Below are 21,119 nucleotides of genomic sequence, written 5' to 3' on the forward strand. Positions count from 1 at the left end.
GTCCCTCCATGCGACACGAAGTCGAGTCCGGCCCGGCGTACTCGCTTTTGAACGTCACGCTCGAAGACGGCGAACAGATTCAGGCCGAGGGCGGCGCGATGGTCAGTCACGGCGAGAACGTCTCGATGGACACCAACGCGACCGGCGGATTTCTGCGCTCGCTCCGCCGGAGCGTCTTCGGCGGCGAGAGCTTTTTCCAGAACACCTTCACCGCGTCGGGCGGCGAGGGCGAGGTGACGCTCGCGCCGCCCCTGCCCGGCGACGTGACCCACGAGGAGCTATCGGACGAAACCATCTACGTCCAATCGGGGTCCTACATCGCAGGTGACACCGGCCTCGACGTGGACACCGAGTTCGGCGGTGCGAAGACGTTCTTCGGGAGCGAGGGGCTGTTTCTCCTGAAAATCTCGGGATTCGGCCCGGTCTTTCTGTCGAGTTACGGGGCCATCAAGTCGGTCGATTTGAGCGACGGCGAGGCCTACACCGTGGACACGGGCCACATCGTCGCGTTCGAGGCCACCGCCGACTTCGCGGTCCGACGAGTCGCGGGCCTCAAGTCCACGATTTTCTCGGGCGAGGGGTTGGTGTGTCGGTTCGAGGGGCCGGGCCGGGTGTGGCTTCAGACCCGGAGTCCCGACGCCTTCCTGTCGTGGCTCCTGCCCAAGATTCCACAGCAGAGCGCGCCGCCGAGCCAGCCCTGACGCCTCGGCGTGGCCCTTCGCGGTGGACCGGGCCGACCCTTTCGACGCGCGAACCAGAACCCCCTTTCACGCCCCGTCCTTAGACACCGGCGATGGACGACACCGGACCGAGCGAACCGGGACGAACCGACGCCGGACGGGGCGAGAGCGGCCGGGGAATCTCGCGCCGGGAGTTCGCCAAGGCCGCGGTCGCAATCGGCGGAGCCTCGGCGCTGTCGGCGTGTCTGGGCCGGAGCGGCGGGCCGCCGGACGTGCCGACCGGACCGGACGACCTCTCGACGCTCCCCGCGCGACAACACGCGTGGAATCAATATTTAGAACGCGACAAACACGGTAACGTGACGGCTCCTCGCCACCGGGTCTTGCTGTTGCTGGACTACACCGGCGACGGGACGCCGAGCGAATCCGAGCGCCAGACGGTCGAGGACTCCCTCCGCGGCCTCGACCGGGCCTACGCCAGAGGAGGCGACGGCCTGCTGTTCACAGTAGGCTACTCGCCGTCGTACTTCGAGCGGTTCGACGCCGACCTGCCCGAGTCGGTGGACTTGCAGGAACCGCGGGCGCTCGCGCCCTTCGAGGACCCCGAACTCGACCAGCAGGACGCGGTGGTCCACCTCGCCAGCGACCACGCCGAAGTCGTGCTGTCCGCCGAGCAGGCCCTGCTGGGCGAGAAATCCGAAATCAACGGCGTCGAGGTGGCGGCCGACCTCTCGGGAGTTTTGGAAAAAGTTGACCGCCGGACCGGATTCATCGGCGAGGGCCTGCCCGCCGACAATCAGGACGTGGACGGGATTCCGGATTCGGGGCCGGTCGATTCCGATTCGCCGCTCTACATGGGGTTCAAGTCGGGGTTCCAGAAGAATCAGGCCAGCGAGGACAGCGTGACGATTCAGCAGGGGCCGTTCGCCGGCGGGACGACCCATCAGCTATCGAAAATCAAGCTGAATCTGGAGCAGTGGTACGAGCAGGATAGCAGGTCCCAGCGCGTCGGCAAGATGTTCTGTCCGGTCCACGCCGAGGAGGACCTCGTGGAGGGCGCGGGCGACAACCTCGGCGACTCGGCCAAGATGGAGGAGAAGGGGTGTCCGGCCCACGCCGAGGACCACGCCCGGACGCGGGGCATGGTCGGCCACTCCCAGAAGTCGGCCCGCGCGAGGAAGGACGGCGCGCCGCTGATGCTCCGCCGGGACTTCGACTCGACCGACGACGGCCACGCCGGTCTGCACTTCGTCTCGCTCCAGCGCACCATCTCGGACTTCGTGGACACCCGCGAGGCGATGAACGGCGAGGACTTGGCCGAGCGGTCGGCGGTGGGCCAGAAGAACAACAACGGCATCTTGCAGTACATGGAGGTGCTGAGGCGCGGGAACTTCCTGCTACCGCCCCGCGAGAAGCGCGCCCTGCCGACGCCGGACGGGAGCTAACTTTAACTGTCTTAAAAAATCGTTTTTGATTCTTTAGGAATCCAAATACGTTCTCTCTGCTCCGGCTTCGCTCACGCCGAGTCTGCTTTGTCCACTCGGTTCTCGGCCGCTTCGACCCGATTCAGGTCTCGGTCGCCCGACTCGATGGCGTCGGTGTTCGCCAGTTCGTCCAGATACTCGACCATCTCCTCGACCGCATCGCGCTGTTCGGCGGTCCACTCGGTGATGTCGCCGATTTGGCGTTCCACGCCGTCGGCCTTCTGGTCGAGTTCGTTGACGGTCGCCGTGATTTCCTCGACGGAAGCGGCCTGCTCGTCGTTGGCGTCCGCGACTTCGGTGATGCCGTCGGCGGCCTCATCGACCGCGTTGTGAACGCCATCGAAGGCGTCGATGACCGCGCTTATCTCGTCGCTGGCGTCCTCGATTCGCTGGTTGGTCTCCTTGGTCCGACCCACTGTCTCGCGGGTCTGCTCTTGAATCTCGGCCAGTTGGCTCGAAATCTCCTCGGCGTTCTCCTTGCTCTCGTTGGCCAGACTTTTCACCTCGTCGGCGACCACCGCGAACCCGTCGCCACTCTCGCCGGCGCGGGCGGCCTCGATGTTGGCGTTGAGCGCCAGCAGGTTGGTCTGCTCGGCGATGTCGGCGATGACCTCGACCACCTCGTCCACCTCCTCCATCCGGTTGGCGAGTTGCTCGACGGTCTCCACGAGGTCCCCGGTCGCCTCGACTACTGCGTCCATCTTGTCGTTCGCGTTCGCGCTGGCCTCGGCCCCTTCGGCGGCGGTCTCTCGGGCCTCGGTCGCCGCCGAGGCCACTTGGTCGGAGGTGGCCGCGACCTCCTCCATGGTCGCGCTTAGGTTCTCCATCTCGTCGGTGATGACGCTGATGGAGTCGTTTTGCTCGGTTATCCGCTCGTCCACCTCGATGGAGGCGTCGGCGATGCGAGTCGCGGCGTCCGAGAGGTCGTCTATCTCCGAGACGAGACCTCTGACCATCTCCTCGGTCGCGTCGGCGATGGCGTTGACGGCGTCCACGATTTCCAGTACTTCGTCGTCAAGGAGGTCCCGGTCGTCGGCGTACTCGACGCGGGCATCGAGGTTGCCCTCCTCCAGCGCCTGCGCCGTCGTGCTAACTTCCACCACGAGGTCGCCCATCACTTCTCGCCGCCGGATGATGTCGGTGTTGTCCTGAAGCAGTTGGACGACGCCCTGCAGTTCCCCCTGCTGGTAAATCGGCGTCGCGGTCGAGTGGACGTACAGGACCTCGCCGTCGGCGTTTTCGAGTTCCTGCTCGGCCTCGTAGGCCCGCTGGTCGCGGCCCGACCGCTCCGCGTCGAACGTCTCGTCGGCCGAATCGGGGTTCTCGACCACGGCGTTGGCCAGCGTCCGGGTCCGGTCGTCCCGAAAGAGTTTGGCGGTGTCGTCGTCGCCGAGGACCTCCTCGCGGTCGATTCCCGTCAGGACCTCCATCTCCCGGTTCCACCCGACGACTCGGTGTCCGGTGTCGATGATGAACGCTGGTTGCGGGAGCGTATCGAGGAGCGCCCCGGTCCCGATGTCGAGGGCGTCGTCTCTGGAATCGCGTCCCCCGAGCGTGTCGGCGGCGTCACTCCCGTCGTCCGCTCGTCGCCGCTCGTCGCCCGCTTCTCCTCGTGAGTCGTCGCTTTCGCTCGCCGGCGTTTCGGTCTCCGGTGAGTCGCCTCCGGTCTTCGGTGAATCGCTCTCGGTCTCGTTCACGGACTCGGCCTCGTTCGCAGACTCGGCCTCGTCACGGAGCTTCTCCATACGAGAGGTGAAAACTTTTGATTTCTAAATCCTTGCGGTTTGGCTAAACGCATTTCCGAAGGTCAGATTATTTAAAATCGTGCGTCACTCGGTGGAGTATCGTCCACACCGCCCGGAGAACCCGAAACGCTCGCCGCACCGCGAACCTCTTTAGTATCCCGTCACTCACTCTCTCCCATGCGCAAAGTCAGATTCCGCGACCCGGCCGGAAGCACCCGGACCGGCGAGTGGACCGACGAGGGTATCGAGGCCGCCGGCGAAATTTACCACGAGGACGACGTGACTGTCCTCCCACCGGCCGACCCGACCAAAATCGTCTGCGTCGGTCGCAACTATCTCAAACACGCCGAGGAGCGCGACGAGGAGGTTCCCGACCGACCGCTCCTCTTTCTCAAGCCGCCAAACACCCTCTCGGCCCACGGCGACACCGTGGCCCTCCCCGCGGGCAAAGAGCAGGTCGAACACGAGGCCGAGTTGGCGGTCGTCATCGGCGAGCAGGCCCGCAACGTCTCGGCGGACGAGGCCATGGACTACGTGGCCGGGTTCACCTGCATGAACGACGTTTCGAACCGCGACGACCAAGACCGCGAGCAGAACTGGGTCCGGGGCAAGGCCTTCGACAACTCCGCGCCCCTCGGCCCGGTGGTGGCCACGCCCGACGAGGTTCCGGACGACGCCAGCGTCGAACTGCGCGTGAACGGCGAGACGAGGCAGTCGTCCTCGCGCGAGAAGTTCATCTGGACTGTCCCGGAACTCATAGAGGAGATTACGACCTACCTCACGCTCGAACCCGGCGACGTGGTTTCGACCGGAACGCCGGAGGGGGTCGCACCCCTCGAAGACGGCGACGAGGTAGCGGTCGAAGTCGAGGGCGTCGGCGTGCTTCGCCACGGCGTGCGCGAGAACTGAGATAGCGCACGCGAGTCACCGATTCGCTCTCGAAGTGGCTAGTCGGTCAGATTCGACGTCCGAGAATCGAGTACAACGTGTCGCCAGCGCTGTGGCGACTACCGTTGGAACTGGTTTATTGTCGGCGTCAGTCGCTGTCTACCATCAGGCGAGGACGAGGCCGGTACTCACGTACTCGATGATGGGGCCAGCACCTTCGTCGTAATCAACGATGGGACCCGCGCCTTCGTCGTAATCAACGATAGGACCAGCGCCCTCGTCATAATCGACGATTGGCCCGGCACCCTCGTCGTAATCAACGATAGGACCAGCGCCTTCGTCGTAGTCAACAATTGGTCCGGCACCCTCGTCGTAGTCAACGATGGGACCAGCGCCTTCGTCGGCCGTGACGGCCGTACTGCCGACGGTTATCAGTGCGAGTGCGAGCAAAACTGCGGTGAATTTCCGGTACATTGGTATTAGTTAGCAGTAAACTCCTGCTACTTGGTAGAGAGTATCACTAGTTATAAATTAAACGATATAGAATAAAATTAAAGCTCTGACAAGAGAAAACTGCGTCTCCTCGGCAGTCGCGGTCCCGAGCGAGAGAGTTTTATCCCGTGTCACCCACATATCGAACGATGGCGAGCAAGCGCGCGACCGTCACCTGTCCCGACTGCGACCTCCACGAGGAGTTCCGAAAACTCGCGTCAGCCCGCGAGCGAATCGAGGACCACCGGACCGAAACCGGCCACGAGGCCGTCTGGGACCTCGGGCGACTCTCGGAGGGCGTGGAACGGGCCGGGGACGAGGCCGGCGTCTGCGGTCGAGAGGGATGCGGAGACAGGGAGTCGCCGCTGTTCCGGGACGATTTATAAGCTCTCTACCGGCCCAACCTTCCTTTTCGACGCCCGTACCAGAACCCGTATTTCCCCGACGCCGCTAGCACCCACCAATGCAACGCCGCGATTTCCTCCGCGCCGGAGCGCCCCTCGGACTCGCGGGCCTCGCCGGATGCACCGGGATGTTCGAGACCCAATCGTCGGCCGCCAGCCAGTTCACCACGGTCGCAGACCGCGGCGAGGAGGTCTACTACCCCTCGCACATCGACGGGATGACGATGGTCGGGATGGGCGGGATGGGCCGGTACAAGGTCGGCCTGATGTACAGCGCGCCCCACGCCTTCTGGACCATCACGGGCACCGACCTGAACTTGGCGCAGGTCGGCGAGGACGTGACGGCCCACCTGATGGCGACGATTTGGGATAGCGAGACGAAGACCGTTCTTCCCACTTCCAACGTCTCGGCGACGATTCTGAAGGACGGCGAGGAGGTCGATTCCCGGTCGCTCTGGCCGATGCTCTCCCAGAACATGGGCTATCACTTCGGCGACAACGTGGCCCTCGACGGGAACGGGACCTACACCGCGAAGCTCTCGGTCGGCGCGATGCAGGCCCGCCGGATGGGCGCGTTCCGGGACGCCTTCGGCGACCAGACCACGCTCGAAGTCGAGTTCGAACACACCCGCGAGAAGTTGGGCGGCCTCTCCTACGAGCAGTTGCCCGACAAGAAGGGCACCGCGGGCGCACTCGAACCGATGGAGATGAAGATGCCCATCGCGCAGGTTCCGAAGCCTGACGCCCTGCCCAACACCATCGGCGTGGGGTCCAGCGGTGACGCCAAATTCGCGGCCTTCGCTCCGGACGAGAACCCCCACTTCGTCCCCGACGGGAAGTCCTACCTCGCGGTCTCTCCCCGGACGCCGTACAACCGGTATCCCCTGCCGTTCATGTCGCTGTCGGCGAAACTGGTCCGGGACGGCGAGACGGTTTTCGACGACATTCTCCGGTCGGCGCTGGGTTCCGAGTTCGGGTACCACTACGGCGCGGCGGTGGACGGGATAGAATCTGGCGACGAACTTTCTGTCGTCGTGGATGCCCCGCCGCAGGTCGCCCGCCACGAGGGCTACGAAACCGCGTTCATCGAGATGCCCGAGATGCAGATGACGGTCTGAATTACTCCTCTACCTCCTCGGCGTCGATGAGGTCGAACAGGGTGTCGTAGTCGTCGGGGAGTTGTGCCCGGACCTGCTCGATTTCGCCCGCCGGGACGAGTTCGCTCACGAGGCCCACCACGACTTTCCCGTAGTAGGCGGCGTCGGACCGCTCGACGTTCGCCCGCTCGGAGACACGATTCAGGTACTCGTCGTAGTCGAACCGCTGGCCCGAGTCGGCGGACAGGAGGTAGTAGTCCACTTCCATCGGGAGGGGCGAGGCGAGGTCCTCGGCCTCGCCCGCCTGTAATCGCTCGGCCAGCGTCTGGAGGACGGCGCGGGTCGCCCGGACGGTCCGACCGGTATCGGGCAGTTCGAGTCGATTCTGGACTTGGCCCATGAAGTCGTCGTACTTCATAGGCGAAGCTACCACGGACTTCGGAAAATACGTAACGGTGGGTTCCCGAAGTCGAGGAGCGACCGAGTTTTCTTGTCAGTCGGCGTGGAAGGCCCTGCTATGTACGACCGAATCCTCGTGCCGACCGACGGAAGCGTCGCGGCCGACCGCGCTTTCGAGCGGGCGCTGGACCTCGCAGAGACCTACGACGCCGAGATGCACCTCGTCTACGTCGTGGACGTGTCGGCGCTCGCCGGCGAGTTCGATGCCATCACCATCGTTGACCGACTCGAGGAGGCCGGCGAGGAGATAACCCAACGCCTCCGGGAGCGCGCCGAGGACGCCGGCGTCGAGCGCGTCGTGACCGCAGTCGTGGAGGGCGTTCCTCACCGGACGCTCCTCGACTACGCCGACGACAACGACGCGGACATCATCGTGATGGGCACCCACGGTCGGACCGGACTGGACCGCTACCTGCTGGGGAGCGTCACCGAGCGCGTCGTCCGGAAAGCCGACGTGCCGGTCCTGACGGTCCGCGGCGACGACGAGTCCGCGGAATAAGTGGCTCTTGTGGGACTTGTCGGCAACGTCCTCGGGTCTTCGAAACGCCGGGGTTGGTCGGCGGAGCGTTCGCTGGCGGTCTGTCGGCGAGCGCGTCCCGTCGGTTGGTCGGCTAGTCGGCCTGCGGTCCCAACGCTGAAAATCAGTCGCAGGGAGAAAAGACGTAATTACGATTGTTAAATATGTGTATGGTGGGTTCAAAGCTAGAAAAATATTTCCGGAGCCTTCGATAGCAGTCAAGATTCCGCGCTACCCCGGCAGAAAAATGTTGATGAGCGCGACGACTACCCCCGCCAGTCCCATCCGGAAGGCGGCGACGTACCACCGCTGGCCCGACATCGACCCCATGTAGGCCCCGAACGAGGACAACAGACCCACCCCGAGAGCGACCGCAATCGCGGCGGCCTGTGGGAGCGTCAGTAGCGCGCCCTCGAACAGGAACGGAACCAGCGGGAGGAGAATCCCGATGAGCGGGCCGGTCCCGCTCGCTATCGCGTGGACCGTCCGGGCACCCTGCTGTCTGCGCTCGAATCGGGTGTCGTCCAAGTCGGTGAGCATCGCGCGCTCGGTCCGGCGAATCTCGGCCTTGGTCTCGGCGCGCTCGATTTCCCAGACGCTCCAGACGCCCGAGGTCCCCAGACCGACCGCCGCGCCGACGCCGATTTTGACCACCGTGATGCCGTCGGGCACCCCCGAGAGGACCGCGCCGACCACGACGCCGATGCTGGTCAGGGTCCCGTCGAACCCGTTGGAGATGAAGTACCGCCGCGAGATGGACTGGACCTCCTCGTCGCCCAGCAGGCCGAGGAGGCGGCGAAGCGAAATCACGGGGCGCTCGCTACTCCCGTGCGGGGCCGCGCTTTTCGACTGTGTACTCGCCGCACGACACCTCGTCGATGGAGTGGAGGCTTCCGCCGATGTTCTCGATGGTCTCTCGGAGTCGGTCGGCCGATACGTCGTCGCCTTCGGCGGTCAACTCGATGGTCTGGGTCTCCGCGTCGTTTTCGAGGACCGTCGCGTTCACGGCGGAGACGCCCTCGACCTCGGCCATCTGTTCGGCGAACTCGACCAGCGACGGCGCGTGGGGTTTCAACACGTCGGCCACGATGCGGCGGACTGGGGGCATTGGGCCGACCCACGACGCCGACGGACAAAGGCTTGGTGACGAGTCCGGCCCCTCTGCGCTGTTCCTGAAAACTGAGAATTAGCTGGGGCTTTTCTATCACCGGTCTGCGAACTGTCGAACATGTACGACAGTATCCTCGTCCCCATCGACGGAAGCCAGCAGGCCGACAACGCTCTCGACCACGCGCTCGGTCTCGCCGACACCTACGACGCCGAAATCCACCTGCTGTTCGTCGTCAGCGTGGCGTCGGTCCCGAACGAAATCGACGCTGGGCCGGTCGAGGACAAACTCGACCGCTACGGCGAGGGCGTGACCTCCTCGGCCGCCGAGCGCGCCGGGGAGGCCGGCGTCGAGGCCCGAACCGAAGTCGTCCCCGGTACTCCGCATCGGGCCATCCTCGACTACGCCGGCGACCGGGAGGTCGACCTCGTGGTGATGGGCACCCACGGCCGGACCGGCATCGACCGCTACCTGCTGGGGAGCGTCACCGAAAAAGTCGTCCGACTCGCCGACGCGCCGGTCCTCACGGTCCACGCGGAAGACGACTCGGAACCCGGAGCGTGACACCGATACCCGGTCAGTCCTCCGCCGGTTCGGCCGGCGCGCTCTCGCCGTGCTGAATTTCGGTCCCCAGCACGTCGAGGAACTGGGAAATCCACTCCACGTGGTCGCCCCAGTCTCTGCCCGTCACGAGGTTCCCGTCGGTCGTCACCCCGTCGTAGTAGGTGCCGCCCGCGTCCTCCACGTCGGACTCCAGCGCCGAGTACGCCGCGCAGGTCCGGCCCTCGATTACGTCCGCCGCTGACAGAATCTGGACAGCGTGACAGATGGCCGCAATCGGCTTGTCTTCCTCGAAGAAGTGCCGGACCGCCGAAATCACTTCGTCGTAGGTCCGGAGATACTCCGGGGCGCGGCCGCCGGGCAGGACCAGTCCGTCGTACTCGGCCGGGTCAACGTCTGCCATGGAAGCGGTCAACTGGAAGTTGTGGCCCCGAGACTCGACGTAGGTCTGGTCTCCTCGGAAATCGTGGACCGCGGTCTTGACCGTCTCGCCCGCCTCTTTCTCCGGGCACACCGCGTCTACCTCGTGTCCGACCGCTTGGAGCGCCTGAAACGGTACCATGATTTCGTAGTCCTCGCCGAAGTCGCCGACTATCATCAGGAGTTGCTTGCCGGGCATGGTCTCTATCCACACAGAGCTACGACTGGCGAGCGAAAATAGCTATCGCCGAGAATCCGCGACGAACCGCTCCGAATCGGGTCCGCGACTCGGTGCCGAAGAACCAATAATTTAGGCCGGAACTGCGCCGCTCTCTGAGGCTTCGAGGAGTTCGTGGTAGCGGTTCCGAATCGTCACTTCGCTGACCTGCGCCACGTCGCTGACCTCGGCCTGCGTGACCTTCTCGTTGGTCAGGAGCGGACCAGCGTACACCGCGGCGGCCGCCAGTCCGACCGGCGACTTGCCGCTGTGGATGCCTTGGCGCTTGGCGTTCCGGAGGAGTTCCCGCGCCCGGCGCTCGGCCTCGTCCGAGATGCCGAGTTCGCTGGCGAACCGCGCCACGTAGTCCTCGGGGTCTGCGGGCTGAATCTGGAGGTTCAACTCGCGGACGATGTAGCGGTAGGTCCGCTTGAACTCCATTTCCTCGATTCGGCTGACGTTGGCCACCTCGTCGATGGACCGGGGCGTTCCGGTCTGGCGCGCGGCGGCGTACACCGCGGCGGTGGCGACGCCCTCGATGGACCGGCCCGGCAGGAGGTCCTCGTCCAGCGCCCTGCGGTAGATGACCGAAGCCGTCTCGCGGACCTCCTCGGGGAGGCCGAGCGCGCTCCCCATGCGGTCGATTTCGCCGAGGGCCTGCTTGAGGTTTCGCTCCTTGGAGTCGCGGGTGCGGAACCGCTCGTTCCACTTGCGGAGCCTCTGCATCTTCTGGCGCTGTTTGCTCCCGAGCGAGTTGCCGTAGGCGTCCTTGTCCTGCCATCCGATGTTAGTCGAGAGGCCCTTGTCGTGCATCATCTTGGTCGTCGGGGCACCGACGCGGGACTTCTGGTCCTTCTCCTTCGAGTCGAACGCGCGCCACTCCGGCCCGCGGTCCACGTTGTCCTCCTCGACCACGAGACCGCACTCCGCACAGACCGTCTCGTTGTCGTGGGTGGCGAGGTCGCCGCCGCACTCGGGACAGACCTGCTGGTCCTCGGTCTCGCGGGCGGTCTCCTCGGTTTCGGGCTGGTCGGTTCGCTCGGACTCGGTTACACCGTTCTGTTCGTCGTAGCTCTGGATGCGTGTACTCGTCATGATGGATTGAGTTGGGTGAGGCTCAGGGAGAGGAGAAAACCTAAAGAATCTCCGCGGGCCTCGCTTCCTAACCATCAGTAAGGCCGATACATACTTAAATGTTTCGCTGTCGTGCGTCACTTTCACACGGAAACGCGGCAAATACGGCCGTGAGTCGCCGGCCGCCTCGCCGGTCGAAACCGCGCTAATCGGTCGTCTGAACCGTCGAAAACTACTAGTTAGCGGGGCTGTGTGTTCTGGTATGGTATTGCAACTCCTTGCAATACTACCTCCGGCGAAACAGCGTTACTGGTCGAGATACGCCACGGCCTCGTCGTCGGACACCTGCTCGAACGACTCGTAGAACTGGCCGACGGCGCTGAAGTGCGGCGGCGTTTCGAGGACGACCACCTCGTCCGCCTCGGACTGGAGGCGCTCGACGGAATCGGGCGACCCGACCGGCACGGCGAGGACGACCCGACTCGCGCCGGCCGCCCGGACCTGCCGGAGCGCCGCGGTGGTCGTCGCCCCCGTGGCGAGGCCGTCGTCCACGACCACCACGCGCTTGCCGTCCACGTCGGGCGGGTGGTCGGTCCCGCGATAGCGTTCGAGTTTCGCGCGCGCGGACTCGGCCTCCGATTGGCGCTCTCGCTCGACGTACTCGTCGTCCACGCCGAGGCGATTGATGAGGTCGTCGTTGCGCCACATCGACCCGTCGCTGGCCACCGCGCCAAGGGCGAGTTCGGGGTTGTCCGGCGCGCCCATCTTCGACGCCACGATGACATCCAGCGGCGCACCGAGCGCGTCCGCGACGGGGCGCGCGACTGGGAGTCCTCCTCGGGGTATCGCCAGTACCACGTCGGCCGCTACGTCGTGGTCGTCGAGGAGGTCGGCCAACTGTCGTCCCGCGTCGGTTCGGTTCTGGAACATCGTTCTCGGTAGGTGGGCCACCTCGGGGGGCTTAAAGCTAGGCGAGAAGCGAGGAACGAGTAGCGAAGACCATCGTGTTTCGGTTAGCTGATGACGTAAAAATCGTCTCTGAATCTCACACTCGGATTTCCGATGCCCTTTCCAGTCAGACAGTTGGAGTACCGGGGGCCATCTCGGCGTCCAAGAGCGCAAGAATTCGGTCTGAAGCCTCGACTATTTCACTTTCCGCGGTCTGGCCTCGGAACGAAATTCTGTTTTCGTGCCAATTAAAGTAGAACTTCGCATCCGGATTTGCTTGGATTCGTACATAGCCCGCATAGAGGTCGTACTCCTCAAAATACTCAGAAACCATATTATTTTCTCGAAGGTCCCCTGAGCCTTGGAAGTGGATTGTATTTACCTCTCCTGCGGTTCCGTCTCGGAACCAAACCTGTGTATACGCTTCGGCGAGTCGCTCCCCGAATTTAGTTCGGAACTTCTCATCAAAGTTCGGTTTCTGTGACTCAGGTGGTTCCGTTTCCCACTGGAGGTTATGTCGGAGAAGATTATAGACGCTACCAGCCCGTTTGTCGGTATTGACGCGGATTGCGATTACATCACTTTCTGAGCGGAATACGGCTACGCCAACGATTTCCTCTCGGTCTTCCCCTTCGACTGTGAAGTGTCGAGAAATAGGAACGTAGAGCAACGAGTCAGTTTGGACCGCCCCTGCAATTTGGAGCGTTCCCTTCTCGTTGTCCGGGATGTGCTGGTCACTTACCGCTATTCGGCGTCCAAAGTCCTCTAACGACTCATCTATGGGTTCTTCACTTTCGTAGTAATTTACTCGCTGGAACTGGCTAATACTGAATTCGGTTCGGAATTTCGACCATTGGGTGTCGGGTATCGGATACGTAACTAAATTCTCATCAGTTTCGTTCTCATACTGAGCGAAACCCCATTCAAACGAATCGTGAATAAATGATTCGTCTCTAAGGTAAACATAAGTATTGGTCATTTTCAACCAGTTTCTGGTCAGAGTAGAAACCGTATAAGAGTTGCTATATATTAATCAGTTGTACGTAACATACTGTGGCGGGTCCGACAACGACTGCGATAATGATAGCTTCTGAAATTCCTTTGGCCCGCCCCATCAGCTTTCCACCGTGCGTTCGCTAGTGGACTGTTCCACCGAGCGTTTACTGGCGGGCGGCCGGCCGAGCGCCCGCCGGTCTGGCGACGTTCGGCGTTAAGCCCGAGCTAAAAGACATACATAGTTATTTTTAAGACTTAATATTATGTCTCAAGAAATCAATGTCGTTTCTCTCTCCGACTTTTGCGCGCGCTCGTCGGTGTCGGAGACGCCTGCCAAACGGCCGTCCCGCTGAAAAATCCACGGCCGGTTTCGGTTAGTTTGCCCGCGCCTTCCGGGGGAAACAGGACAAAACCCATATATCTTGGCTGGATGTATCGGGGTGTATGTCGAACGAGTCGAAGACGCGATTCTCGCGGCCGTGGCTGGTACGCGCCGTGGTATTCGTTGTCATCGTATCGCTGTTTGCCCCCTCCGCGGTCTCCGCCCTCACCTACGAACCGAGTGACACCGACCTCCAGAAGGGAACCATCGAGTCGCCCGCCGGCGGAACGACGGTCATCTCGATTCAGGGGTTCAAGTTCCAAGGCCAAGCTAACGGAAAGAAGCCCGCTCGACTCGTCGGTGTCGGTCCTCGCGGCGACGTGCAGTGGGTTCACAACGGAGGAGAGTCGATTACGTGGTTCTACGACGTGGACCCGATAAACGGGAGCAATCTGCTGGTCACCGGGACCAAGCACGTCGCGGGACAGAAGGACCCGACGGTCGTCTACGAGTACAACCCCGAGACCGACGAGAAACTCTGGACCGAGACGTTCGAGAGCGCCCACGACACTCACGACGTTGACCTCATCAACGGCGACCAACTGCTGGTTGCCAACATGCGCAACTACAACCCCGAGAAGGAGGTCAACGAGGACCGCATCTTCATCTACGACCGCGGTACGAACGAAGTCGTCTGGGAATGGCAGTTCCGCAATCACACCGACTGGACCAAAAAGCAGGGCGGCACCTACGCCGCCGAGGACGGCAGTGGCGACGACTGGACTCACGTCAACGACGTGGACAAAATCGCCGAGGGTCAGTATCTCATCTCGCCCCGGAACTTCGACCAAGTGATGGTCATCAATCGCTCCACCAAGGACATCGACATGCGTCTCGGGAGCGACAACAACTACGACGTGATGAACGAACAGCACAACCCGACCTACATGGAGAGCGACAACGGGACGCCCACCATCCTCGTCGCCGACAGTCACGGTGACCGAGTGGTCGAATACGCCAAGCGTGGCGACGGCGACTGGGAACAGACGTGGCAGGTCGGTTCTCAGCAGAGCTTCAACTGGCCCCGCGACGCCGACCGACTCCCGAACGGCAACACCCTCATCGTTGACTCGAACAACCACCGCGTCGTCGAGGTCAACACGGAGGGCGAAGTCGTCTGGGAGTTCTACGCGCCGTGGGCACCCTACGACGTGGAACGGATGCACCTCGGCGACGAAGCGATGTCCGCCGACGACCGACCGACCATGGCCGACCAGAACGCCGAGGGCGAGTACCCCATCACGGGGAGTGCCGGACTCACGCCCGGTACCGGCCAGAAGCTGACCTTCTCGCAGTGGCTCACCGCCGCGTTCGCCGGCACGCCCATCGCCGAACCGATGGGCAAGTTCGCCACCCAGTGGTCGAAAATCGCGCCGTGGGTCCGCCCGGTCTGGATGGGTCCGTGGGACTTCGTGGGCGCAGTCGCCGGTGGTCTCCTGCTGGTCGGGTGGATTCTCGGCGAACTGCTCTACAACCGCAAGCGAATCTCCAGCGGCGTCAGACGCAGAATCGCCTGAAAATAGCTCCGTCCCCGATTTTTCACTCGCCGGAATCCCGCCCGCGCCGCCACTGCTGGAGACAGTCGTCGCTACAGAAGTGGTAGGTCCGGGCGACTACCTCGCCGACCTCCGAAACGTCCTCGTCGCGGAACATCGGATGTGACTCGAACAGGTCGAGGGTCGTCCCGCAGACGACGCACGCGACGAACTGGGCGTCGGCCTCGCCTTCGAACTCGCCGTACAGTTCGGGCATGCAATCGGGTAGGGGAGCGAGGGTCGTAGTTGTACCGACTCCCCGAACGCGACCACCGACTCGCCATCCGATTCACCATCCTGCTCGCGGCCGATAGCTTGAGTGTCGGCCCGTCGTACTCCCGTCATGAAAGCCATCACGGTCGGCGACCAGCGAATCGAGTGCGACGAACTCGAGGAGGGCAGACACGGACTGGTCCTCTATCAGGACGACCGAATCGTCGGCTACGTCCCCTACGACCGACTGGAGTGCGTCGCCCAGACCAGAAGTCCGGTCGCGTCGAGTTCCATCCGGTCCATCGGCTACGACGACGAGGCCGACGAACTCGAAATCGAGTTCCAGAGCGGCGGCGTCTACCGGTACGCCGGCGTCTCGCAGGAGACCTACGAGGAGTTCCTGAGCGCACGCTCCCACGGCACCTACTTCCACGAGAACGTTCGCGGACAGTACGACTACCACCGAATTCGGTGACCGCGGAAAATAGCGCGGTCGGAGTAACTGACCGCGGAAAACAGCGCGGTCGGAGTAACTGACCGCGGAAAACAGCGCGGTCGGCTACTCCGACCGCGGCGCGGTCAGGACCGCCGGTTCGCCCGAGTCGCCGGCCTCGATTTCGACCGGGAAGCCGAACTCGGCCACGAGGTCCGCGTTGGTCCGGACGTGGGGCGTGACCTCCGGAATCGCCACCCGACCGCCGGCCAGCGCCAGCAGAACCACCAGTTGGTCGGCGGTGTGGGCGTCCACTGCGCCGACGCCCTCGTGGAAAGTGACCGCGGACTCGGCCACTTCCCCGCCGACCGCCTCGGCGGGTTTGCCCTGCTCGCCGAGCGCGTCGAACCCGGCGGTGGTCTCGGCGTAGTCCAGCGCGACCGAAATCGCGGAACCGGTCGAGGGAGTATCGACCGACGAGGCCGTTTGTTCGGTGACGGGGACCTCCTCTGGCAGATTGGCCCGGAGCAGGTCAGCAGAACGCTCGGCCTGCCTCCCGGCAACGTCGGCGTCGGCGAGGTCGGCGGACGCTTTCGAGGAGATTCGAACCCCTTCCAGCGCCCCCCGGTCGGCGGCCTCGATGGGTGCCAACTCCGAGGGCGCGAGCAGGAGGGTGGCCTCGCCGCCGCCCGCGGGGTAGAACCCGGTCCGGGCGTCCTCGACCGTTGCGAACAGACCGGCGCGCCGGGCCAGCGGGAGTTTGACTCCTCGGTAGTGGGCAAGCGTCGGCGACCACTTCACGTCGGTCCCGCCGGTCGCGGTGACCGCCAGCGGGCGGTCGAGTTCGGTCGCCACCGGCAGGAGCGCGTCGAACAGCAAGAGGACGCTCCCGGCGGTCCCGATTTCGACCTCGACTCGGCCGCCGGTCGGTGCGCCCGGTCGGAAGGTTAGCTCCTCGGACTCCGGTTGTGCGCCCTCGACCTCCGCGTCGCAGAGTTCCGCGGCGGCGCGGACCCCGGTGAGATGCTGGGGTTTGAGACCCGGTGTGGGCCGATTTCCCCTGATATTCTCCATCCGGAAGGGCGTCTGGCTTACCATCGAGAGAGCGAGCGCGGTCCGCAGGAGTTGGCCGCCGCCGGCCGACCCGTCGAGTTCGAGGAGAGTTTCGTCGGTCATGTCTCGAAAGGGGGTAGTTCGTCGGGGCTACGCAGACCCTCGCCAAAGGCCTTTCTCTAAGCGAACGTGCAGATGTGGGAATCGTTACTATGCCCCACAGCGTACTGGAGTCGGTGAGAGACGTGATTCGAGAAGCGGACCGAGAGCGCAGTAGCCGGACAAATCGAGAACGCGACGGTCAGGGAGACCGAGAGCGCGGCGGTCGCCGCGGGCGCAACCGCCGCCGAGAGAAGCGAGTCAGGAAACTGGAAGCGCGCGTCGAGCAACTGGAGTCGGAACTCCGGTGGCTTCGCCGGGTGGTTCGGGCTAACGGGGACTCGTCGGGGTCGCCGGCCGTCGGTCCCTGCCCGAACTGCCGGCGTGGCGTCCTCGTCCGCCGGAGCGACGAACTCCGGTGTGCGTCGTGTCGGTACACCCGGTTTCTCTGAGTTGCCGAGATTTAACCGCCGCGGGGCCGAACTCCCGGCGATGATACGGAACCGCGACGAACTGGTCGGGAGTGGCGATGGCGAGAACGGCGACAGCGGGAGCGCCGACAGAATCCGAGGCCTCGCGTTGGACTGCATCGAGGAGGCCGTCTCTGGGACCCGCCCCGAGCGCGTCGTCCGTGAGGCAGTCGCACTCGGCGACGACGACGTTCTCTCGGTCGCTGGCGAGACGTTTGACCTCGGCGACTACGCCGAAATCGTCGTCCTCGGCGGCGGGAAGGCGGCGGTCGGCGCGGCAGTCGCGCTCGAATCGGTGCTGGGCGAGCGCATCGACCGCGGCGCGGTCGTGACCGACGACGCTGACGGCGGGGGCGCGCTGGACCGAATCGCGGTCCGGGAGGCCGACCACCCGGTGCCGAGCGAGCGCGGCGTCGAAGGAGCGCGAGCAGTCCTCGAACTCGCTGATTCGGCGGACGAGGACACGCTCGTCCTCGCCGTCGTGACCGGCGGCGGAAGCGCACTCCTGCCAGCGCCCGCCGAGGGCGTCTCGCTTGCTGACCTTCGGAGAGTCACCGCCGACCTGCTGGACAGCGGCGCGGACATCCGGGACATCAACGCGGTCCGCAAGCACTGCTCGGCGCTCAAGGGCGGTAGACTCGCCGAGCGCGCAGGCCCGGCCCGCGTCGTCGGCCTCGCGCTGAGCGACGTGGTGGGCAACGACCTCGGAACCATCGCCAGCGGGCCGCTGTCGCCCGACGAGACGACGTTTCGGGACGCGCTCGGCGTGCTGGACCGCTACGGAATCGACGCCCCCGCGGCGGTCCGCGACCGGTTGGACCGAGGAGCGCGCGGCGAGGTCTCGGAGACGCCGAAATCCGGCCATCCGGCCTTCGAGTGCGTCTCGGTCCACGTCGTCGCCGACGGCCTGACCGCGCTCGACGCCGCTGTCGAAGTCGCTCGGGAGCGGGGTTTCGGGGCCTCGATTCTCTCCTCGCGGGTCCGGGGCGAGGCCCGAGAGGCGGCCAAGACGCTGGCCGGCGTCGCAGAGGAGGTCCGGGCCTCCGGGAACCCACTCGCTCCGCCCGCGGTGGTTCTCTCCGGCGGCGAGACGACGGTGACGGTCCGCAGAGGTGGGTCGGGCGGCCCGAATCTGGAGTTCGCGCTGTCGTGGGCGTTGGACCTCGACGCCCCGGCAGACGCCCCCATCGCACTCGCCGCGGTGGACACCGACGGGCGCGACGGCGGAACCGACGTTGCGGGCGCGCTGGTGGATGCCGGAACGGTCGGCGGGAGAATCGACGCCGATACTGCCCGCGATGCGCTCGCCGACAACGACGCGCTCGCCCCGCTGGCCGACGCCGGGTGCGCGATTCGGACCGGACCGACCGGGACGAACGTCAACGACCTCCGGGTGCTGGTGGTCGGCGACGAGCGCGAACGGGAGGCGTGACGAAGCGCCGGACGGTTTAGGGACAATAGAATAGTTCTTCAAGAAATAATATTATGTGTAAAAGAAGTATTTTAAATTGTCTATGTGTCTTTCGGGAGGACTGACGGCCCGTCTCGTCCGGGGCAGAACGGTTCCCACACCCACCCAACATTTATCACAGATACCGGACAATTCGGTGGTACGTCGAATGAAGCTCTCTCTCCTCCGCCGTTGACCGGACGAGCGTCCGCGGCTGTGGCGACTGCCGATTCTGCAGTCGAAGCGTCGTGCATCTCGTGAAGTCGCCGTTGGGCCGCAGGGCGGCGTCCGGTTCGGGCTTGCGATTCAGTCGGTTCACTGCGAGGACGCTTTGCGCGTTGCTCCTCGCGCTTTCCAGCGAGACCGGTCGGGGTAGCGACGAGTAATCGCCCGCCATCGAACCCATCAATGCAATCTCAGAACGCACCCGCGCAGTCCAGAACAGCAGTCGTCGCCAAACGCACAGCAGACGAGGACACCCCAGACACCGAGGAGATACGCCGACTCGCCGAGGCTGGCGGTCACGAAGTCGTCGCGGAAGTGACCCAGACCCGGACCGAGGACTCGTCGCTCCAGTTCGGCAGGGGGAAGGCCGAGGAGCTAGCCGAAACGGTCGAAGCGACCGGCGCGAGCAGGGTGGTCTTCGACAACGACCTCACGCCGACCCAGACCGTCGAACTCGCGGACCTGTGTCCCGACGGGACCGAAATCGTGGACAGACACCGCCTCGTCCTCGACATCTTCGAGGAGCAGGTCGGGAGCAAGCGCGCCAAACTCCAAGTCGAGCGCGCCAAACTGGCGTGGAACCTGCCCAGAATCCGCGAGGACACCGACGAACAGGCCATGAACAAGCGCACCGAGTCGGGCACCCGGTACTACGACGTGCTGGACCGAATCGACGAGTTGGACCGCCAACTCGCCGACCTCGGCGACGACGCTGAGGACCGCCGAGAGCGACGCTGTGAGGAGGGCTTCGAGTTCGTCGCCCTCGCGGGCTACACCAACGCCGGGAAGTCCACCCTCCTGCACCGCCTCGCCGACGAGTTGGACTACGAGACCCGCGAGGCCGACCACGCCGACCTCGACGCGACCGCCGAAATCGAGGACCGCCTGTTCAAGACCCTCGATACCACCACGCGCCGGGCGACCATCGACGGCAGGCGGACGCTCGTGACCGACACCGTGGGGTTCGTGAGCGACCTGCCACACGACCTCGTGGCGTCGTTCCACGGCACGCTGTCGGAGACCGAATCGGCCGACTGCGTGGCGTTGGTCGCCGACGCCAGCGACTCGCCGCCCGAACTCCGCGAGAAGTTGACCACCAGTTTCGACCTGTTGGACGACGCCGAGGGCGAGGTCGTGGTAGTCCTGAACAAGGCCGACCGCCTGACCGACGCCGACCTCGGGGAGCGCGAGGAGGTTGTCGCCGAGGTTTCGGCGGAAACGTCAGTGGACCTCTCGGGCGACCCCGTGGCGGTCAGCGCTGAGGACGGAACGAACCTCGACGCGCTCCGCGAGCGAATCGGCGACGCGCTGGCCGAGCGCCGGGAAGTCGAACTCGCGCTTCCGAACGACGACGCCGCGATGAGCGTGGTGTCGTGGCTCTACGACCGCGCGTCGGTCTCGGACGTGACCTACCGCGACGACGAGGTGACGGTCGCGTTCACAGCGAAGGAGTCGATAGTCGAGCAGGCCAGAGGGAAGGCCGAGTCGCTGGAAGTCGAAGCGTAGGCGAGTGAACCGCCCGAATCCGGCGGGTCTCAGACGCCGCCCGCACCGGCACCGCCGCATCCGGCGGCCCCGCTTCCGGCACCCGCGCAACTCGCCGCGCTCGCTCCGGCCGCGCCGCCGGTCGCTACGACCGCCATCCCGGCGTTCTGACTGTAATCTTTGCACTCGCCCCACGCGACCGGTGCCACCTCGTCGTCGATGTCGTGGGCGTCGGTCATCGCCTCCCGGAGGTCCTCGACGCCGAATCCGGGGTCGGAGACGAACCGATTTGCGAGGTCGGTCGTGACCGCGACACGGCGACACTCCTCGGCCTCGAACAGCTCGTCGCCGTCGAAGGTAAACTGCACGTCGAAGTGTCGGACGAACACGTCTTCGAAGGCCGGTTCGAGCGCGCGGAGGGCCTCGCCGACGAGTCGCCACACCTTGTCGAAGTCGGGTGACTCCACGTCCTCGCCCAGCGAGAACCGCGCGATTGGGACCGTAACTGGCTCCTCGTCCGGCCCTTCGTTGACCACCGCAATCCCGGTGACTGCGGCGTCCTCGATGCCGTGGCTCTCGGGGTCCACGCGATTCTGGAGGGCGTCGTTTGCCGAGTCGCGGGCCTCCTCGATTCTGGCTTGCTCGTCGTCGCCGTCGCCGAGCAGTCGCTCGATGAGTGACATC

24 protein-coding genes are annotated in these 21,119 nt (G+C 64.6%); 12 read left to right on the forward strand and 12 right to left on the reverse strand.

What is annotated here, in order from left to right; genetic code table 11:
- Positions 1–8: 8 nt before the first annotated feature.
- Positions 9–701 carry a TIGR00266 family protein gene (locus P2T57_RS17295; protein WP_276302377.1) on the forward strand — a complete coding sequence of 231 codons (693 nt, stop codon included), beginning with the start codon at positions 9–11 and terminating at the stop codon, positions 699–701.
- A gap of 92 nt (positions 702–793) precedes the next feature.
- Positions 794–2,125 (forward strand): DUF7405 family protein, encoded by a 1,332-nt coding sequence (locus tag P2T57_RS17300; protein ID WP_276302378.1) that lies wholly within the window; start codon positions 794–796, stop codon positions 2,123–2,125.
- A 71-nt stretch (positions 2,126–2,196) separates the two neighbouring features.
- Here the strand turns inward: P2T57_RS17300 and P2T57_RS17305 are convergent, their stop codons facing one another.
- Positions 2,197–3,909: a methyl-accepting chemotaxis protein gene (locus tag P2T57_RS17305; protein WP_276302379.1), complete on the reverse strand. Its 1,713-nt coding sequence runs from the start codon at positions 3,907–3,909 to the stop codon at positions 2,197–2,199.
- 177 nt (positions 3,910–4,086) lie between these two features.
- On the opposite strand from P2T57_RS17305, the gene P2T57_RS17310 reads away from it, so the two are divergent.
- On the forward strand, positions 4,087–4,818 hold the full coding sequence (locus P2T57_RS17310; protein WP_276302380.1) for a fumarylacetoacetate hydrolase family protein: 732 nt from the start codon (positions 4,087–4,089) through the stop codon (positions 4,816–4,818).
- Positions 4,819–4,962: 144 nt separating this feature from the next.
- On the opposite strand, the gene P2T57_RS17315 is transcribed toward P2T57_RS17310, so the two are convergent.
- On the reverse strand, positions 4,963–5,271 hold the full coding sequence (locus P2T57_RS17315; RefSeq protein WP_276302381.1) for a hypothetical protein: 309 nt from the start codon (positions 5,269–5,271) through the stop codon (positions 4,963–4,965).
- Positions 5,272–5,438: 167 nt separating this feature from the next.
- On the opposite strand from P2T57_RS17315, the gene P2T57_RS17320 reads away from it, so the two are divergent.
- On the forward strand, positions 5,439–5,675 hold the full coding sequence (locus tag P2T57_RS17320) for a DUF7542 family protein (RefSeq protein WP_276302382.1): 237 nt from the start codon (positions 5,439–5,441) through the stop codon (positions 5,673–5,675).
- A 77-nt stretch (positions 5,676–5,752) separates the two neighbouring features.
- The gene (locus P2T57_RS17325) at positions 5,753–6,811 is read left to right on the forward strand and encodes an iron transporter (RefSeq protein ID WP_276302383.1); all 1,059 of its coding nucleotides are present in this window, start codon (positions 5,753–5,755) and stop codon (positions 6,809–6,811) included.
- 1 nt (position 6,812) lies between these two features.
- On the opposite strand, the gene P2T57_RS17330 is transcribed toward P2T57_RS17325, so the two are convergent.
- Positions 6,813–7,208: a DUF2267 domain-containing protein gene (locus P2T57_RS17330; protein ID WP_276302384.1), complete on the reverse strand. Its 396-nt coding sequence runs from the start codon at positions 7,206–7,208 to the stop codon at positions 6,813–6,815.
- A gap of 99 nt (positions 7,209–7,307) precedes the next feature.
- On the opposite strand from P2T57_RS17330, the gene P2T57_RS17335 reads away from it, so the two are divergent.
- Positions 7,308–7,748, forward strand: coding sequence for a universal stress protein (locus tag P2T57_RS17335; RefSeq protein WP_276302385.1), 441 nt, complete (start codon positions 7,308–7,310; stop codon positions 7,746–7,748).
- 249 nt (positions 7,749–7,997) lie between these two features.
- On the opposite strand, the gene P2T57_RS17340 is transcribed toward P2T57_RS17335, so the two are convergent.
- Positions 7,998–8,576 (reverse strand): VIT1/CCC1 transporter family protein, encoded by a 579-nt coding sequence (locus tag P2T57_RS17340; protein WP_276302386.1) that lies wholly within the window; start codon positions 8,574–8,576, stop codon positions 7,998–8,000.
- 10 nt (positions 8,577–8,586) lie between these two features.
- On the reverse strand, positions 8,587–8,874 hold the full coding sequence (locus tag P2T57_RS17345) for a DUF211 domain-containing protein (RefSeq protein ID WP_276302387.1): 288 nt from the start codon (positions 8,872–8,874) through the stop codon (positions 8,587–8,589).
- 120 nt (positions 8,875–8,994) lie between these two features.
- On the opposite strand from P2T57_RS17345, the gene P2T57_RS17350 reads away from it, so the two are divergent.
- Positions 8,995–9,438, forward strand: a complete 444-nt coding sequence (locus P2T57_RS17350; RefSeq protein ID WP_276302388.1) for a universal stress protein — start codon at positions 8,995–8,997, stop codon at positions 9,436–9,438.
- A 13-nt stretch (positions 9,439–9,451) separates the two neighbouring features.
- Here the strand turns inward: P2T57_RS17350 and P2T57_RS17355 are convergent, their stop codons facing one another.
- The 4 genes from P2T57_RS17355 to P2T57_RS17370 all read right to left on the reverse strand — a co-directional run bounded on the left by P2T57_RS17355 (position 9,452) and on the right by P2T57_RS17370 (position 13,073).
- Positions 9,452–10,054, reverse strand: coding sequence for a DJ-1/PfpI family protein (locus P2T57_RS17355; protein WP_276302389.1), 603 nt, complete (start codon positions 10,052–10,054; stop codon positions 9,452–9,454).
- A gap of 111 nt (positions 10,055–10,165) precedes the next feature.
- Positions 10,166–11,167: a transcription initiation factor IIB gene (locus P2T57_RS17360; protein ID WP_276302390.1), complete on the reverse strand. Its 1,002-nt coding sequence runs from the start codon at positions 11,165–11,167 to the stop codon at positions 10,166–10,168.
- A gap of 285 nt (positions 11,168–11,452) precedes the next feature.
- Positions 11,453–12,076, reverse strand: coding sequence for a phosphoribosyltransferase (locus P2T57_RS17365; protein ID WP_276302391.1), 624 nt, complete (start codon positions 12,074–12,076; stop codon positions 11,453–11,455).
- A 145-nt stretch (positions 12,077–12,221) separates the two neighbouring features.
- On the reverse strand, positions 12,222–13,073 hold the full coding sequence (locus tag P2T57_RS17370) for a hypothetical protein (RefSeq protein ID WP_276302392.1): 852 nt from the start codon (positions 13,071–13,073) through the stop codon (positions 12,222–12,224).
- A 461-nt stretch (positions 13,074–13,534) separates the two neighbouring features.
- Between P2T57_RS17370 and P2T57_RS17375 the strand changes: the two genes are divergently transcribed.
- The gene (locus P2T57_RS17375) at positions 13,535–14,989 is read left to right on the forward strand and encodes an arylsulfotransferase family protein (RefSeq protein ID WP_276302393.1); all 1,455 of its coding nucleotides are present in this window, start codon (positions 13,535–13,537) and stop codon (positions 14,987–14,989) included.
- A gap of 22 nt (positions 14,990–15,011) precedes the next feature.
- Here P2T57_RS17375 and P2T57_RS17380 read toward each other — a convergent pair whose 3' ends face one another.
- Positions 15,012–15,224, reverse strand: a complete 213-nt coding sequence (locus tag P2T57_RS17380) for a DUF7576 family protein (RefSeq protein WP_276302394.1) — start codon at positions 15,222–15,224, stop codon at positions 15,012–15,014.
- Positions 15,225–15,350: 126 nt separating this feature from the next.
- Here P2T57_RS17380 and P2T57_RS17385 point away from each other — a divergent pair, with 126 nt between their 5' ends.
- Positions 15,351–15,695, forward strand: coding sequence for a KTSC domain-containing protein (locus tag P2T57_RS17385; RefSeq protein ID WP_276302395.1), 345 nt, complete (start codon positions 15,351–15,353; stop codon positions 15,693–15,695).
- Positions 15,696–15,779: 84 nt separating this feature from the next.
- On the opposite strand, the gene rtcA is transcribed toward P2T57_RS17385, so the two are convergent.
- The gene (gene rtcA, locus P2T57_RS17390; RefSeq protein WP_276302396.1) at positions 15,780–16,829 is read right to left on the reverse strand and encodes an RNA 3'-terminal phosphate cyclase; all 1,050 of its coding nucleotides are present in this window, start codon (positions 16,827–16,829) and stop codon (positions 15,780–15,782) included.
- A 74-nt stretch (positions 16,830–16,903) separates the two neighbouring features.
- On the opposite strand from rtcA, the gene P2T57_RS17395 reads away from it, so the two are divergent.
- The 3 genes from P2T57_RS17395 (at position 16,904) to hflX (ending at position 20,456) form a co-directional block, all read left to right on the forward strand.
- Positions 16,904–17,257 carry a hypothetical protein gene (locus P2T57_RS17395; RefSeq protein ID WP_276302397.1) on the forward strand — a complete coding sequence of 118 codons (354 nt, stop codon included), beginning with the start codon at positions 16,904–16,906 and terminating at the stop codon, positions 17,255–17,257.
- 40 nt (positions 17,258–17,297) lie between these two features.
- Entirely contained in the window at positions 17,298–18,707 is a 1,410-nt protein-coding gene (locus P2T57_RS17400; protein WP_276302398.1) for a glycerate kinase type-2 family protein, read from the forward strand.
- Between the two features lie 426 nt (positions 18,708–19,133).
- Positions 19,134–20,456, forward strand: a complete 1,323-nt coding sequence (hflX, locus tag P2T57_RS17405) for a GTPase HflX (RefSeq protein ID WP_276302399.1) — start codon at positions 19,134–19,136, stop codon at positions 20,454–20,456.
- 29 nt (positions 20,457–20,485) lie between these two features.
- On the opposite strand, the gene P2T57_RS17410 is transcribed toward hflX, so the two are convergent.
- Positions 20,486–21,118 carry a hypothetical protein gene (locus P2T57_RS17410; protein WP_276302400.1) on the reverse strand — a complete coding sequence of 211 codons (633 nt, stop codon included), beginning with the start codon at positions 21,116–21,118 and terminating at the stop codon, positions 20,486–20,488.
- Position 21,119 lies beyond the last annotated feature (1 nt).

Origin of the sequence: Halorussus lipolyticus, assembly GCF_029338375.1 — an archaeon.
Classification (GTDB): Archaea; Halobacteriota; Halobacteria; order Halobacteriales; family Haladaptataceae; genus Halorussus; species Halorussus lipolyticus.

Excerpts from the sequence above, each read along its gene's own strand:
- P2T57_RS17295 (WP_276302377.1), top strand. The coding sequence starts at position 9 with ATGCGACACGAAGTCGAGTCCGGCCCGGCGTACTCGCTTTTGAACGTC.
- P2T57_RS17300 (WP_276302378.1), top strand. The coding sequence starts at position 794 with ATGGACGACACCGGACCGAGCGAACCGGGACGAACCGACGCCGGACGG.
- P2T57_RS17305 (WP_276302379.1), bottom strand. The coding sequence starts at position 3,909 with ATGGAGAAGCTCCGTGACGAGGCCGAGTCTGCGAACGAGGCCGAGTCC.
- P2T57_RS17310 (WP_276302380.1), top strand. The coding sequence starts at position 4,087 with ATGCGCAAAGTCAGATTCCGCGACCCGGCCGGAAGCACCCGGACCGGC.
- P2T57_RS17315 (WP_276302381.1), bottom strand. The coding sequence starts at position 5,271 with ATGTACCGGAAATTCACCGCAGTTTTGCTCGCACTCGCACTGATAACC.
- P2T57_RS17320 (WP_276302382.1), top strand. The coding sequence starts at position 5,439 with ATGGCGAGCAAGCGCGCGACCGTCACCTGTCCCGACTGCGACCTCCAC.
- P2T57_RS17325 (WP_276302383.1), top strand. The coding sequence starts at position 5,753 with ATGCAACGCCGCGATTTCCTCCGCGCCGGAGCGCCCCTCGGACTCGCG.
- P2T57_RS17330 (WP_276302384.1), bottom strand. The coding sequence starts at position 7,208 with ATGAAGTACGACGACTTCATGGGCCAAGTCCAGAATCGACTCGAACTG.
- P2T57_RS17335 (WP_276302385.1), top strand. The coding sequence starts at position 7,308 with ATGTACGACCGAATCCTCGTGCCGACCGACGGAAGCGTCGCGGCCGAC.
- P2T57_RS17345 (WP_276302387.1), bottom strand. The coding sequence starts at position 8,874 with ATGCCCCCAGTCCGCCGCATCGTGGCCGACGTGTTGAAACCCCACGCG.
- P2T57_RS17350 (WP_276302388.1), top strand. The coding sequence starts at position 8,995 with ATGTACGACAGTATCCTCGTCCCCATCGACGGAAGCCAGCAGGCCGAC.
- P2T57_RS17355 (WP_276302389.1), bottom strand. The coding sequence starts at position 10,054 with ATGCCCGGCAAGCAACTCCTGATGATAGTCGGCGACTTCGGCGAGGAC.
- P2T57_RS17360 (WP_276302390.1), bottom strand. The coding sequence starts at position 11,167 with ATGACGAGTACACGCATCCAGAGCTACGACGAACAGAACGGTGTAACC.
- P2T57_RS17365 (WP_276302391.1), bottom strand. The coding sequence starts at position 12,076 with ATGTTCCAGAACCGAACCGACGCGGGACGACAGTTGGCCGACCTCCTC.
- P2T57_RS17370 (WP_276302392.1), bottom strand. The coding sequence starts at position 13,073 with ATGACCAATACTTATGTTTACCTTAGAGACGAATCATTTATTCACGAT.
- P2T57_RS17375 (WP_276302393.1), top strand. The coding sequence starts at position 13,535 with ATGTCGAACGAGTCGAAGACGCGATTCTCGCGGCCGTGGCTGGTACGC.
- P2T57_RS17380 (WP_276302394.1), bottom strand. The coding sequence starts at position 15,224 with ATGCCCGAACTGTACGGCGAGTTCGAAGGCGAGGCCGACGCCCAGTTC.
- P2T57_RS17385 (WP_276302395.1), top strand. The coding sequence starts at position 15,351 with ATGAAAGCCATCACGGTCGGCGACCAGCGAATCGAGTGCGACGAACTC.
- rtcA (WP_276302396.1), bottom strand. The coding sequence starts at position 16,829 with ATGACCGACGAAACTCTCCTCGAACTCGACGGGTCGGCCGGCGGCGGC.
- P2T57_RS17400 (WP_276302398.1), top strand. The coding sequence starts at position 17,298 with ATGATACGGAACCGCGACGAACTGGTCGGGAGTGGCGATGGCGAGAAC.
- hflX (WP_276302399.1), top strand. The coding sequence starts at position 19,134 with ATGCAATCTCAGAACGCACCCGCGCAGTCCAGAACAGCAGTCGTCGCC.
- P2T57_RS17410 (WP_276302400.1), bottom strand. The coding sequence starts at position 21,118 with ATGTCACTCATCGAGCGACTGCTCGGCGACGGCGACGACGAGCAAGCC.